This is a genomic window from Chitinimonas sp. BJYL2, assembly GCF_027257935.1.
Classification (GTDB): domain Bacteria; phylum Pseudomonadota; class Gammaproteobacteria; order Burkholderiales; family Chitinimonadaceae; genus Chitinimonas.
The window spans coordinates 184,854-197,815 of sequence record NZ_JANZKW010000005.1 but is presented as its reverse complement, the minus strand read 5'-3'; the positions used below and the strand labels follow the sequence as shown (position 1 = coordinate 197,815).

Sequence of the window (12,962 nt, the reverse complement as noted above, 5' to 3'; positions counted from 1 at the left end):
TAACTAGTTGCGCCAAGTCAGCAATGTAAGCCAGCCAGATGAATCGTGGCTGAACGGCTACTGCGGTGACGCAGACTGCATCTGGCGGTGTCTGGGGCGCGGTTGTGGCGTCAGGAAACGGGACAATTCAGACAGCGCCTGTTCATACACGCCGCGCTTGAATTCGATCACCGCGTCCAGTGGCGACCAGTATTCGTTCCAGCGCCATGCATCAAACTCCGGGTGATGTGATGCGCGAAGACACACGTCACACTCCCGGCCGACCAGCCGAAGCAGGAACCAGATCTGTTTCTGGCCCTTGTAAGTACCACGCCACTCGCGACGCACCCATTGAACGGGCACGTCGTAACGCAGCCAGTCCCGCGTGCGACCCAGTATCCGTACGTGCTCGGGCTTGAGCCCGGTCTCTTCCATCAGTTCGCGAAACATGGCCTGCTCCGGCGTCTCGCCGGATTTGATGCCCCCTTGGGGGAACTGCCATGAGTGCTCGCGAACCCGCTTGCCCCAGAAAACCTGATTCTTGTCGTTGCAAATAATGATGCCGACGTTGGGGCGATAGCCGTCTCGATCGAGCATGGTTATCACCGTGGAAATCGTTAAATTAACGAGATTTTTTCACATCGGGGCGGGGTTGGAAAGCAATCATGCGCCCAGACGACCAGAGGGTTGCGCTGTCGGCCCACTCACACCAGCAGGCGGCGGTCATTGTGGGGGTTCATGCGCCGCAAATCGGTGACGAATTCAGCAAACTCCAGCGGGTAGCGCGCCTCCAGTACCTTGGCCCGATCTTTCAGTGCGTCCCAGGTCGGGCTGTTGCAGCCGCGCTTGAAGCACAGTGCCGTGATATTGCCGCGCTGACGTGCGGGCAGGCAGAGCACAAGCCCGTCAAAGGCACGCGAAAGGCGGTCAATATAGATCTGGAAGCGTGGATCGGAGCCCCACAGGTTGACCAGCAAGACGCCATCGTCATTCAGTTGTGCGCGGCACTGGGCAAAGAATGACTCTGTCGAGAGTGCCTCTGCAATGCCGGTGGGGCCGAAAGCATCAAGCAGGATTACATCCGTGGGCTTCTTCATGCCCGCGATGTACTCCGCCCCATCGCCGACGCGCACTTCGAGTCGCTCGTCATCGGGCGGCAGATGGAACATGGAGCGCGCCACGCCAACAATCTGCGGCAGCAGCTCGATCACCACACTGCGGGTTTGTGGCATGTGGTGGTGGACAAACTTGCTGATCGAGCCGCCGCCCAGCCCCACCATCACCATATGCTGGGGCTCATCGCGAAACAGCAGGAACGCAAACATGCAGCGACTGTAGGCCAGTACCAGTTCAACCGGGTCGCGAACACGCATCGAGCTCTGGATGGCTTCCGAGCCCAGGTGCAGGGAGCGTATGCCGTCTTTCTCGCTGACATCCACGGCGGCTTCTGCAAACGAATTGCCACCACTCTTGCGGCTGAAGCGGCGCATCAGTGGCAGCCCTCGCCATCGCGGCGGCTGTCGAGAATGCTGAAAGTGCCAAGTGGGCTGGCGGGCTTGGGCAGCTCGACGGCGTCGAAGGCCGTGTCACCATCCGCGTAGGGGGTGTTTTGCGTCTGCAAGCCCTTGAAATCAAAGCGTGTCGTGTCGGCAAGGTGCGATGGGACGACATTCTGGAGCGAGCGAAACATGCTCTCGATACGCCCCGGGAACTGCTTGTCCCACTCCTTGAGCATCTTGCCGATCACGTCTCGCTGCAGATTGGGCTGCGAGCCGCAAAGATTGCACGGGATGATCGGGAACTCGCGGATCGTGGCGTAACGCTCGATATCCTTCTCGCGGCAGTAGGCGAGCGGGCGGATCACCATGTGCTTGCCGTCGTCGCTGACCAGCTTGGGCGGCATGGCCTTGAGCTTGCCGCCGTAGAACATGTTCAGGAACAGCGTCTCCAGAATGTCTTCGCGATGATGACCCAGGGCGATCTTGGTACAGCCCAGCTCATCGGCCACGCGATACAGAATGCCCCGGCGCAGGCGCGAACACAGACCACAGGTCGTCTTACCCTCTTCCACCACGCGTTTGACGATGGAGTAGGTGTCTTCCTCGACAATCTTGAACGGCACGCCCAGTGCGCTCAAGTATTCAGGCAGCACATGCTCAGGGAAGCCCGGCTGCTTCTGATCCAGGTTCACGGCAATCAGCTCGAAATCGATGGGTGCGCTGCGCTGCAGGCTCATCAGTATATCGAGCATGGTGTAGCTGTCTTTGCCGCCCGACAGGCAGACCATGATGCGATCGCCCTGCTCGATCATGTTGAAGTCGTTGATGGCGTCACCCACGGCATGGCGCAGGCGCTTGGTCAGCTTGTCGGCGTTGTACTTGGCCTTTTGCTCGACGGCCTTGTGATCGGGGTGGGTGCTGCTGGCAGGCACTGCTGCGGTCTCCATGGAGACGCTCCGGAATGCGAAAAGGGCGTGATTTTACAGGGTTTTTTTGTGTGGCGCTCGCTGTCGGGGTTGGTCACGAGCGACGGCGAGGCTCCCTCGCGGCGGCGAGGGCGGGGGGAGTGGATTCAATCAGCGGGCACGCAGAGTGATCCCTATTGGTTTCGCGCCCGGGTTTCCCGGGCGTGGGGATGCGCGCAACACCTCCGATGGCGTGTTTACAGGAACACGCTGCGGCCACCATCTACATTGATGATCTGGCCGGTGATGTACGGCGCGTCATCGATCAGGAACTGGATGGTCCGCGCCAAGTCGTCCGGCTCGCCCACGCGTTGCAGCGGAATGGTGCGGGTGATGCGCTGGCGAGTGAGGTCATCAAATACCGAGTCGGTATCGGGCCAGACATTGGCACCGGGGGCGACGGCGTTCACGCGCACGTCGGGGGCCAGGTCGCGGGCCAGTGCGCGCGTCATTGCCACCAGCCCGGCCTTGCCTATGGTGTAGACGACGTGGTCGCGCATGGGGCGATCTACATGGATATCCGCAATACTGACGATGCAGCCGCGGGTTTTGCGCAGCTCGGCCGCGGCGGCCTGGGCGAGAAAGAGCGGGCCTTTGACGTTGCTGCCGATCAGGTCATCCCAGTTGGCGTCGTTGATCTCGCCGACCGGCGTCGGGAAGAAGCTCGATGCATTGTTGACCAGTGCATCCAGCTGGCCGAATTGCTGCACGGTTTGCTGGATCAGCGCCGGCAGTGCGGCGGTATTGAGCAGATCGGCCTGCACCAGGGCGACCGACCCTGCTCGTTGCAGATTGAGTTCGGCGGCCAGTGCGCGTGCTTCGGTCTGTGAGCTGCGGTAGTGCAGCATGATGCGCCAACCGGCGCCGTGCAGCCGCCGCACAATGGCCGCGCCCACGCGCTTTGCCCCGCCGGTGACCAGTACGACTTTGCCTTGCATGATTTGCCCTCGTTAAACTGGCGTTTTATTCAAGGCCAAGTATATGCCCACGCTCCCCGTGCCGGATGCTGACCAACTCGCGGCGAGCCAGACGCTGTTGGCGGCGATCCATGCCGATATCGCGCTGGCCGGCGGCTGGATCGGCTTCGATCGCTACATGCGCATGGCCCTGTATGCGCCTGGCTTGGGTTACTACAGTGGCGGTAGCCGCAAGTTCGGCGCGGCGGGCGATTTTGTGACGGCGCCGGAGCTATCGCCCCTGTTTGGCCGAACACTGGCGCGACCGGTGGCGCAGGTGCTGGCGGCCTGTGGTGGCGATCTGCTGGAGGTGGGTGCGGGTACCGGCAGGCTGGCGGCAGACCTGCTTGGCGAGCTGGATCGGCTTGGGCAGTTGCCGATGCGCTACCGGATACTGGAGCTATCGGGCGAGCTGGCGGCAAGGCAGCGCGAAACACTGGCCGCTGCTTTGCCTGAATTACTTGGCCGGGTGGAGTGGTTGGATCAGTTACCCGAGGAATTTGTCGGCTGCATTGTCGGCAATGAAGTACTCGATGCCATGCCCTGCAAGCTGTTGCATTACAAGAGTGGCGCCTGGCACGAGCGCGGCGTGGGTTGGGACGATGGTCTGATCTGGGTTGATAAGCCTTTGGCCGATGCGGAGGTGCCGGATTGTCTGCGCGACGCCGATCTGCCCGACGGCTACCTGACCGAAATCCAGCCCGAGGCGCAGGCCTTTGTGGCGAGTCTGGCGGGCTGTGTGCGGGCCGGGGCGTTGATCCTGCCGGATTATGGTTTTGCACAGGCCGAGTACTACCACCCACAGCGGCATCGCGGCACGTTGATGTGCCACTACCGCCACCATGCGCACGACGATCCGTTCTATCTGCCGGGCTTGCAGGACATCACCACGCATGTGGATTTTTCGGCGATTTACCGCGCTGCCGAGGCGGCGGGTTGGCAGCTGGAGGGCTATACCTCGCAGGCCTCATGCCTGATCGATGCGGGCATATTGGAGCTGGTCAGCGCGCTGGATACAGGCGATGCGCGCCATTTCCAGGCGGTGGCGGCTGTTCAGAAATTGCTGCAACCCGCCGAGATGGGCGAACTTTTTAAAGTAATCGCATTCTCCAAGAGCCTGCCGCTGACAGGTTTGCTGGCCGGCTTTGGCCGGGACGATCGTTCGGGTTTGCTCTAACAGGGGCTTGACGAACCCCGAGCGATTCCAAGATAATCGCCGGCTCTTTGGCTATGTAGCTCAGCTGGTTAGAGCACAGCACTCATAATGCTGGGGTCACTGGTTCAAGTCCAGTCATAGCCACCAGGACAATAAAAGCCCGTCGCCGCAAGGTGGCGGGCTTTTGCGTTATGCTCCGCCATCCCGGTGGATGTACCATAACGGCTTGATTTGACGGTGGTTTGTATCGTGAGCAAGAAAGTCTTCATCAAAACCTTCGGTTGCCAGATGAACGAGTACGACTCGGACAAGATGGCCGACGTGCTCAACGAATCCGAGGGCGTTACCAAGACCGATGATCCGGCCGAGGCCGATATCATTCTGTTCAACACCTGCTCGGTGCGCGAAAAGGCGCAAGAAAAGGTGTTCTCCGATCTGGGCCGCATCAAGGAACTCAAGCTGCTCAAGCCCGATCTGGTGATCGGCGTGGGCGGCTGTGTGGCTTCGCAAGAGGGCGAGGCCATCGTCAAGCGCGCGCCCTATGTGGATGTGGTCTTCGGCCCGCAAACCCTGCACCGCCTCCCCGAGCTGCTGGCCAAGCGCCGGGAGAGTGGCGCGTCGCAGGTGGATATCTCCTTCCCCGAAATCGAAAAGTTCGACCACCTGCCGCCTGCGCGCGTCGAGGGTGGTTCGGCCTTCGTCTCGATCATGGAAGGCTGTTCCAAGTTCTGTTCCTTCTGCGTGGTGCCGTACACGCGCGGTCAGGAAGTCAGCCGGCCATTTGAAGATGTGCTGATCGAAGTTGCCGGCTTGGCGCAACAGGGCGTCAAGGAAGTGACGCTGCTAGGCCAGAACGTGAATGCCTATCTGGGCAAGATGGAAGACGGCGAGATTGCCGACTTTGCGCTGCTGCTCGAATACATCCACGAAATCCCCGGCATCGAGCGCATCCGTTACACGACCAGTCACCCCAAGGAAATGACCCAGCGGCTGATCGATTGCTACCGCAATCTGCCCAAGCTGGTCTCGCACCTGCATCTGCCCGTGCAGGCGGGTTCCGACCGTGTGCTGATGAACATGAAGCGCGGCTACACCGGGCTGGAGTTCAAGGCCATCATCCGCAAGCTGCGCGAGGCGCGGCCGGATATCTGTATTTCCAGCGATTTCATCGTCGGCTTCCCCGGTGAAACCGATGAGGATTTCGAAAAGACCATGAAGCTGATCGAAGACGTGCGCTTCGATGCCAGCTTCAGCTTCATCTACAGCCGCCGCCCAGGCACGCCTGCCGCGGATATCGCTGACGATGTAGCGCACGAAGACAAGGTCAAGCGCCTGATGCGCCTGCAAGCGCGCATCGAAGAGTTTGCCCAAGAAGAAAACCGCCGCATGGTCGGCACCGTGCAGCGCGTGCTGGTCGAAGGTCGTGCGCGCAAGGATGAGAGCGAACTGGCTGGTCGTACCGACAATAACCGCATCGTCAACTTTGCCGGGCATGATCGGCTGATGAATCAGTTTGTCGATGTGCGCATCACCGAAGCCATGCCGCACAGCCTGCGCGGCGAGATCGTGACCCGCGAAACGGTGGCGGCCTGATGGGCGACCGCCTGCTCGATGATCAACTGGGCACTACCGCGCTGCCGAGTATCGAAGCCATTACCGAATTGCCCGAAGGCGTGGAAGCGCTGAACACGCTGGCCGAGGCCGAGGGCTTCCGCTTCCTGCGCCGCTTGATTGACGACTGGCGCTGCGGCGACAACCGATTCGACCAGGAAGGCGAGGCCTTCTTTGCTGTGTGGCTAGATGGCCAGTTGGTGGGCCTGGGCGGGCTCAACCGTGATTGCGACGACGACACGTTGGGCCGCATCCGCCGTGTGTATGTGCACCCCGCCGCGCGCAGCCACGGCTTGGGGCAGGCGCTGATCGAGCGGCTTGAGCATCACGCCGCGCAAACCTTTCTCCGCGTCGTGCTCTACACCACGGCCATCCCGGCCATGCAGTTCTATGAAGGCCTGGGCTATCGCCGCATCCTTGGCCACCCGCAACGTAGCCACGAAAAGCGCCTTCAATCCGCATGATGACCAGCCGCCACGCCACGCGCGAACTCCGTTTCGAGCCGGCCGACAATGCCCGCCTCGCCAATCTGTGCGGGCCCATGGATGAAAACCTGCGCCAGCTGGAAACCGCGCTCGAAGTCGATATCGCCCGCCGTGGCGAGGCTTTCAGCATCAGCGGCCGCACGGCGCAGACCAAGATTGCCGCGGAATTGCTCGAACACTTTTACGGCCTGTCGCGGCGCGCGATTGAAGTCGAAGAAATCCAGCTGAGCCTGATCGAGCTGACGCGCACCGATGCCGGCCTGAGCGACGACATGCCGGCGCTGCACACCAAGCGCAGCGATCTGCGCGCTCGCACGCCGCGCCAGTTGCAATATCTGAAGGCGATTCAGGAGCACGATGTCACCTTCGGCATCGGTCCGGCCGGCACCGGCAAGACCTATCTGGCCGTGGCCTGCGCCGTGGATGCGCTGGAGCGCGACGTGGTCAAGCGCCTGGTGCTGGTGCGCCCGGCGGTGGAGGCCGGCGAGCGTCTGGGCTTTCTGCCCGGCGATCTGGTGCAGAAGGTCGATCCGTATCTGCGCCCACTGTACGACGCGCTGTATGACCTGATGGGCTTTGACCGTGTTACCAAGCTGTTCGAGCGCGGCATCATCGAAGTCGCTCCGCTGGCCTTCATGCGCGGCCGCACGCTGAACCACGCCTTCGTGATTCTGGACGAGGCGCAGAACACCACGCCCGAACAGATGAAGATGTTCCTTACGCGCATCGGCTTTGGCTCGCGCGCGGTCATTACCGGTGACGTGACCCAGATCGACCTGGCCAAGCATCAGAAATCCGGTCTGATTGATGCCCAGCACGTGCTGCAAGGCGTGCGCGGTATTTCGCTGCATTACTTCAAGAATGACGATGTGGTGCGCCACCCGCTGGTGCAGAAGATCGTCGATGCCTACGACCGCCGCGATGCCGCAGCTGCCAAGGAGAAAAAGCCCCATGACCACGCTTGAGATCTACGCGGTTGATGCCGCAGGCAAACAAAAGAAAATCAAGGCCGAAGCCCTGCGCGTGGTGCTGCCCGATGGCGCCGAGCTGCAAATCCTGCCCGATGCCGAAGGCCTGCTGATCGCCACGCCTGCCGAGGATTTCGACCCGGCACGACTGGTGCTCAAGCCCGGCGCCGCCAATGCGGTGCGGGTGGCGGTGGAGCGCGATGGCGAGGCGCTGACCGAGCTGCCCGAATTCAATGAGATCCGCGACGGCGAGCTGGACTTGGCCGTCCAGTATGTGAGCAAGCCCAAGGGCACGCCTGCCAAGAAATTGCTGAAGCGCTGGGTCAAGGCTGCGCTGGAAGCAGGGGTTGATGCCTCTATCACCCTGCGCATCGTGGACGAAGACGAAGGCCGCGCGCTGAACCGCGATTATCGCGGCAAGGACTATGCGACCAATGTGCTGAGCTTTGCCTTCAACGAGGGCGAACCCGTGCCCGGCATGGAAGGCGTGGTCATGGGCGATCTGGTGCTGTGCGCACCGGTGGTCGCGCGCGAAGCCGATGAGCAGGACAAGGCACTGGAAGCGCACTGGGCCCATCTGGTGATCCATGGCGTGCTGCATCTTCAAGCCTACGATCATCTCGATGATGTTGAGGCCGAGGCGATGGAGGCGTTGGAAACCGCCATCCTCCAGAGTCTGGGCTACCCGGATCCGTACTTGTCCGAACGTGATGGCGCGATTGATGGTTGATTGTCGGGTCTTGCGGTAACAACTTCAGCTGCGAACAAGCAGGTTTCGCGGCTGAGATCGATGCTGCATTGAAATCGTCATCATCTGGTCATCGCCGCCGCTATAATCCTTTCGTCGTCGTTTTTACTTATCCCTCATGGACTTACCCTCTAGTCGCTCGTCCGACACTGCTGACACCCACAAACCCTCCTGGCTCGAAAGGCTGACCGCCTATCTGCTGCGCGAGCCAGAAGACCGCGACGAGCTGGTCGAATTCCTCCACTCCGCTTTCGAGCGCCACCTGCTCGACGCCGATGCGCTCGCCATGATCGAAGGCGTGCTTCAGGTCGGCGAAATGCAGGTGCGCGATGTGATGGTGCCGCGCGCCCAGATGGACGCGATCGACATCAACGCCGCCCCCGGCGACTTCATTCCCTACGTGATCGAGACTGCCCACTCGCGCTTTCCGGTGTATGACGGCAGCAAGGACAATATCGTCGGCATCCTGCTGGCCAAGGATCTGCTGCGTTACTACGTAAGCCAGCAGTTCGATCTGCGCAAGATGCTGCGCCCGGCCGTGTTCATCCCAGAATCCAAGCGTCTCAACGTGCTGCTCAAGGAGTTCCGCGTCAACCGCAACCATATGGCGCTGGTCGTCGATGAGTACGGTGGCGTGGCGGGTCTGGTGACGATTGAAGACGTGGTCGAGCAGATTGTTGGCGATATCGAGGATGAATACGATTTCGACGACAGCGGCGACAATATGCTGCCCGATCGCCAGGGCCGCTGGCGCGTAAAGGCGACGACGCCGATTGCCGATTTCAACACTCAGTTCGGCACCGATTACAGCGAGGCCGATCTCGACACCGTGGGTGGCCTGGTTGTGGCCGAGTTCGGTCGTGTGCCCAAGCGCGGCGATGCGATCAGCTTTGGCGGTTACCACTTCCTGGTGGTGCGCGCCGATAGCCGCCGTCTGCACACCTTGTTGGTCGAGCGCGATACCGTCGCGCCGGCAGACGCGACGTGATCAAACCCGCCGCCTTGCTGCGGCGTTGCCTGCAAGCCGTACCGCCCATCCTGATCGGTGCGATGGCGGTGTTCGGCTTTGCGCCGTTCCACTTCTGGCCGCTGGTGCTGGTCTCGCTGGTGCTGCTGTTCGGCCTCATCGATATCGCCCCCAGCCCGCGCCGCGCTGCGCTGATCGCCTGGCTATGGGGCCTGGGTTACTTTGCCGGCACCATCCACTGGATTTTCATCAGCCTGCACACCTTTGGCGGTATGCCTGCGCCACTGGCGGTGCTGGCTGTGGGCGGTCTGGCGGCTTTCCTCGGCCTGTACCCGGCTTTGATCGCGTATGCCGCAAGACGAGTGGCGGGTAACTCGCGAGCCATATTGCTTTTGCTGGCCTTGCCGGCCTTGTGGTTGCTGGGCGAATGGCTGCGCGGTTGGTTGTTTACCGGTTTTCCGTGGGCGGCCGTCGGCTACAGCCAGATTCCCGGCGGGCCGCTGGCAGGCTTTGCGCCTTTGCTGGGCATTTATGGTGTGAGCGGTCTGCTGGCGGGTCTGGCGGGTCTGGTGACCTGGCTGATGGGGCGGCGTCTGGATCGACTGGATCTGGCTGCCGTGCTGGCCGCCGTCGTGCTGTGTACCGTGGGCTACGGCTTGCGCCATGTGGTCTGGACTGCTCCAGAGGGCAAGCCGCTGAAAGTGGCCTTGCTGCAGGGCGCAATTCCGCAGAACCGCAAATGGGGCATCGACGACCTCATCTACAACCTGCGTACCTATTACAAGCTGGTTTATGAGGCCAAGGCCGACCTGCTGGTGCTGCCCGAAACCGCGTTCCCGATCTTCCTGCACGATGTGCCCGAGGACTATCTCGACAGCTTGCTGGCGCTGGCCCGCCAGCAGCAGGCCGATCTGATTACCGGCGTGCCCCGGCTCGACGCCGAAAGCCAGCGCTACTACAACGGCGCGGTGCTGCTGACCGACCCGCGTCGTCCCGCCAACTACAAGGCGCATCTGGTGCCGTTCGGCGAATACGTGCCACTCAGGCCGCTGGTGCAGTGGGTGTACGACAACATCCTCAACATGCCGCTGGCTGACTTCAGCCCCGGTGCTGAAGTCCAGAAGCCATTGCGTGTACGCGATCAGCGCATCGCCGCCAACATCTGTTACGAGGATTTGTTTGGTGAGGAGCTGCTACCGAACGCCCGACAAGCCACGTTGCTGCTGAACCTGTCGAATCTGGCCTGGTTTGATGGCTCGGTGGCGCTGGCCCAGCACGGCCAGATCAGCCAGGCACGCGCGCTTGAAACCGGTCGGCCCATGCTCAGGGCCACCAATAGCGGTACCACCGCGGTGATTGATGCGCACGGCAACTATCTGGCGCGATTGCCCGAGCGCGAGGTGGGCATCCTGTACGCTACCGTGCAGGGACGCAGCGGTGAAACGCCGTATCTGCGCTTTGGCAATGTGCCTGCCTTGCTGGCTGCGCTGCTGATGCTGATCGGTGCCCGCGCGTGGCACCGGCGTCAGCGACGGACCTAGTCGGCGCGATTGATCGGCAACAGTACGATGTGCAGGCCAGCCAGCCGATCGTGCAGCAGCTGCTTGTCACGATCGACCAGGGACCAGAGCCAGGGTAGGGCGGCCCATATCAGGCTGGCCCACAATACCCACTTCATATCCGGGTTGTAACGGGCATAAATCCAGGCCGGCGCTATCGGCAGATAGACAAGTACACCCAGTGCAAAGCGCACGCCCATCGCCCGCCAGCTGGCCAGCTGATTGTCTGCGGCGCGTAATTGCAGCCGCCATGTCTTCATGGCCAGCGTCTGGCCCGATCGACGCCAGCACCAGGCGAAGTAGCCAAACCAGCAGGCGAGCAAAAACATGAACTCGACCGGTGTGCCGGCAAATCGAGACAGCAGCATCTGCGACAGCATGCCGGCTGCGAGCGAAATCGCCAGCAGTAGCAGGCTTTCGTAAACAAGGGCAACAAGACGGCGGCGCCGGCTGGCGAGAGGGTGGTTCTGGGACATGGCTGACTCGGTGGGTGGCTCAAAGGCCGGTGTTATCAGGGTGTGGCCACAGGCGCACTGGCCTGTGCCTGTTTGAGCTTTTCCTTGGCGGCAACGCGCTGTTCAGGCGGCAGTTTCTGCACCTTTCGGTAGTTCTGCCGGGCCTGATCCCGCTCGGCCTTGCTGAGGCTGGCCCAATGCTTGAGCCGCGCATCCACGCGTTGCTGCTCGACCAGGCTCAGTTTGGGGTAGCGATCCGCCAAGGCCAGCATATGCGTGCGCTTGCTAGGCGAATAGTCCTTCCAATCCGTGGCGAGGGGTGCCAGCACCTTGCGCTGCATCGGACTAAGGCGATCCCAGTCGCTAGCGGGCGGCGGCGCCGCCCACAGGCTGGCGCTCAGCCATAGCGCAAGCAATCGGTATCCGCCCCGCATCAGGAGCGCTCTCCACCCAGCGCACTGGCTTGGTCAGACAGCCATGCGTCGACAGGCACTTCATCAGCCAGCAACTGGGCATCCACCTCGTCATCGATATAGCTGGAGGGGTGCGATTGCCATAGGGCCAAACCGGCGCAAAGCACTAACAGCGCCAGCGCTGACTGGGCCAGCCGCCGCTCCGCTGCGGGGTGCGAAAAGCACCAGGCGCGCAGGCTGGCGAGTCGGCCGGTGCGTCCCGGACGGACACGTTCGAGCGCGTTCGTTCTGATGGCGTGGAGGCGTTGTTGCTGCCTGGGGCTGGTCGGTATCGCGTCGATGTCGCGCCCCAGCCGTGTGCCCATGGCGTCGTAGTGATCATTCATGCTCATGGCCTGATTCCTTTTTCCTCCAGCCACGCCGCCAGGGTATGGCAAGCGCGGGAGCAGTGCGTCTTGACGCTGCCTTCGGAGCAGCCCATCACGGCTGCCGTCTGCGCGACATCAAGCTCCTCAAGGTAACGCAGCAGGAACGCCTGGCGTTGACGCAATGGCAGGCGTGCGATCGCGGTGTCGATGATGGCCCGCGTCTGCCGGCGTCCGGTTTCGTCGTCTGGCGCGGCAAAGGCGGGTTCGCCAGTGGTTGCCAGGCTGTCCAGCAGATTGGCTTCGTCATCATCGCGTTGCGGCACCAGTGCCGACAACAGGCTGATCCACATCGAGCGAACCCGACTTCGCCGGTGATGATCGCGAATCACGTTTTGCAGGATGCGCTGGAACAACAACGGCCATTCGTCGGCTGGCCGCTGTGCATAATGCTCGGCCAGCTTCAGCATGGCTTCCTGCACTATGTCCAGTGCCGCCTCCTGATTCTGGGTCGCGAACATGGCTTGCCGAAAGGCGCGGCGCTCGATGCCGGCAAGAAACGCGGACAGGTTTTCAGTGGGTTCCAAGAGCAGCCCAAGGGCAGGATGGCGCGCGGATGATAGCAAAGTTGCTGCGTCGCAGCACTTGACCGCGCTCTGGTCAGTCGGCTATGGTTCCGCAATCCTCCCCGCCACCGTCGGTATCCGGACCAGACTCGATCCGTTTACCCCATCGGCAGCAAGTTCGATGTTCACCGACACGCCACAAGCGAAACCACGGTGAAAACACGGTTGGCACTCGCGTCATTCTGACGCATTCTTAAAGTCCTACAGGCT

15 protein-coding genes and 1 tRNA gene are annotated in these 12,962 nt (G+C 61.8%); 8 read left to right on the top strand and 8 right to left on the bottom strand.

Annotated features, from left to right (window positions below; genetic code table 11):
• Positions 1–57 precede the first annotated feature (57 nt).
• The 4 genes from O9X62_RS14955 to O9X62_RS14940 form a co-directional block, all read right to left on the bottom strand.
• Positions 58–576, bottom strand: coding sequence for an RNA pyrophosphohydrolase (locus O9X62_RS14955; protein ID WP_269533730.1), 519 nt, complete (start codon positions 574–576; stop codon positions 58–60).
• Between the two features lie 107 nt (positions 577–683).
• Positions 684–1,469 carry a polyamine aminopropyltransferase gene (locus tag O9X62_RS14950; protein ID WP_269533729.1) on the bottom strand — a complete coding sequence of 262 codons (786 nt, stop codon included), beginning with the start codon at positions 1,467–1,469 and terminating at the stop codon, positions 684–686.
• Positions 1,469–2,425, bottom strand: coding sequence for a tRNA 2-thiocytidine(32) synthetase TtcA (gene ttcA / locus O9X62_RS14945; protein WP_269533728.1), 957 nt, complete (start codon positions 2,423–2,425; stop codon positions 1,469–1,471). Before ttcA ends, O9X62_RS14950 begins: the two co-directional genes overlap by 1 nt.
• Positions 2,426–2,640: 215 nt before the next feature.
• A complete protein-coding gene (locus O9X62_RS14940; RefSeq protein ID WP_269533727.1) occupies positions 2,641–3,381 on the bottom strand; it encodes a pteridine reductase in 741 nt (246 codons plus the stop codon).
• 43 nt (positions 3,382–3,424) lie between these two features.
• On the opposite strand from O9X62_RS14940, the gene O9X62_RS14935 reads away from it, so the two are divergent.
• The 8 genes from O9X62_RS14935 to lnt all read left to right on the top strand — a co-directional run bounded on the left by O9X62_RS14935 (position 3,425) and on the right by lnt (position 10,875).
• The gene (locus tag O9X62_RS14935; protein WP_269533726.1) at positions 3,425–4,576 is read left to right on the top strand and encodes a class I SAM-dependent methyltransferase; all 1,152 of its coding nucleotides are present in this window, start codon (positions 3,425–3,427) and stop codon (positions 4,574–4,576) included.
• 49 nt (positions 4,577–4,625) lie between these two features.
• Positions 4,626–4,702: transfer RNA gene (locus tag O9X62_RS14930), tRNA-Met, on the top strand.
• Between the two features lie 102 nt (positions 4,703–4,804).
• Complete coding sequence (gene miaB / locus O9X62_RS14925; protein WP_269533725.1) at positions 4,805–6,148, top strand: tRNA (N6-isopentenyl adenosine(37)-C2)-methylthiotransferase MiaB; 1,344 nt, start codon at positions 4,805–4,807, stop codon at positions 6,146–6,148.
• Positions 6,148–6,630, top strand: coding sequence for a GNAT family N-acetyltransferase (locus O9X62_RS14920; protein ID WP_269533724.1), 483 nt, complete (start codon positions 6,148–6,150; stop codon positions 6,628–6,630). The genes miaB and O9X62_RS14920 overlap by 1 nt, the downstream gene beginning before the upstream one ends.
• Complete coding sequence (locus tag O9X62_RS14915; protein ID WP_374708404.1) at positions 6,627–7,616, top strand: PhoH family protein; 990 nt, start codon at positions 6,627–6,629, stop codon at positions 7,614–7,616. The genes O9X62_RS14920 and O9X62_RS14915 overlap by 4 nt, the downstream gene beginning before the upstream one ends.
• A gap of 214 nt (positions 7,617–7,830) precedes the next feature.
• Positions 7,831–8,349, top strand: a complete 519-nt coding sequence (ybeY, locus tag O9X62_RS14910) for an rRNA maturation RNase YbeY (protein WP_374708405.1) — start codon at positions 7,831–7,833, stop codon at positions 8,347–8,349.
• Positions 8,350–8,485: 136 nt separating this feature from the next.
• Positions 8,486–9,355 (top strand): HlyC/CorC family transporter, encoded by an 870-nt coding sequence (locus O9X62_RS14905; RefSeq protein WP_269533722.1) that lies wholly within the window; start codon positions 8,486–8,488, stop codon positions 9,353–9,355.
• Positions 9,352–10,875 (top strand): apolipoprotein N-acyltransferase, encoded by a 1,524-nt coding sequence (gene lnt / locus O9X62_RS14900; protein WP_269533721.1) that lies wholly within the window; start codon positions 9,352–9,354, stop codon positions 10,873–10,875. The genes O9X62_RS14905 and lnt overlap by 4 nt, the downstream gene beginning before the upstream one ends.
• On the opposite strand, the gene O9X62_RS14895 is transcribed toward lnt, so the two are convergent.
• Genes O9X62_RS14895 through O9X62_RS14880 form a run of 4 tightly spaced genes read right to left on the bottom strand, consistent with a single transcriptional unit; the run spans position 10,872 to position 12,713 of the window.
• The gene (locus O9X62_RS14895; RefSeq protein ID WP_269533720.1) at positions 10,872–11,369 is read right to left on the bottom strand and encodes an RDD family protein; all 498 of its coding nucleotides are present in this window, start codon (positions 11,367–11,369) and stop codon (positions 10,872–10,874) included. The two genes, lnt and O9X62_RS14895, sit on opposite strands and share 4 nt — an antisense overlap.
• Positions 11,370–11,404: 35 nt before the next feature.
• Positions 11,405–11,782 carry a DUF3106 domain-containing protein gene (locus tag O9X62_RS14890; protein WP_269533719.1) on the bottom strand — a complete coding sequence of 126 codons (378 nt, stop codon included), beginning with the start codon at positions 11,780–11,782 and terminating at the stop codon, positions 11,405–11,407.
• A complete protein-coding gene (locus O9X62_RS14885) occupies positions 11,782–12,153 on the bottom strand; it encodes a DUF3619 family protein (protein WP_269533718.1) in 372 nt (123 codons plus the stop codon). The genes O9X62_RS14890 and O9X62_RS14885 overlap by 1 nt, the downstream gene beginning before the upstream one ends.
• A complete protein-coding gene (locus O9X62_RS14880; RefSeq protein WP_269533717.1) occupies positions 12,150–12,713 on the bottom strand; it encodes an RNA polymerase sigma factor in 564 nt (187 codons plus the stop codon). The genes O9X62_RS14885 and O9X62_RS14880 overlap by 4 nt, the downstream gene beginning before the upstream one ends.
• Positions 12,714–12,962 lie beyond the last annotated feature (249 nt).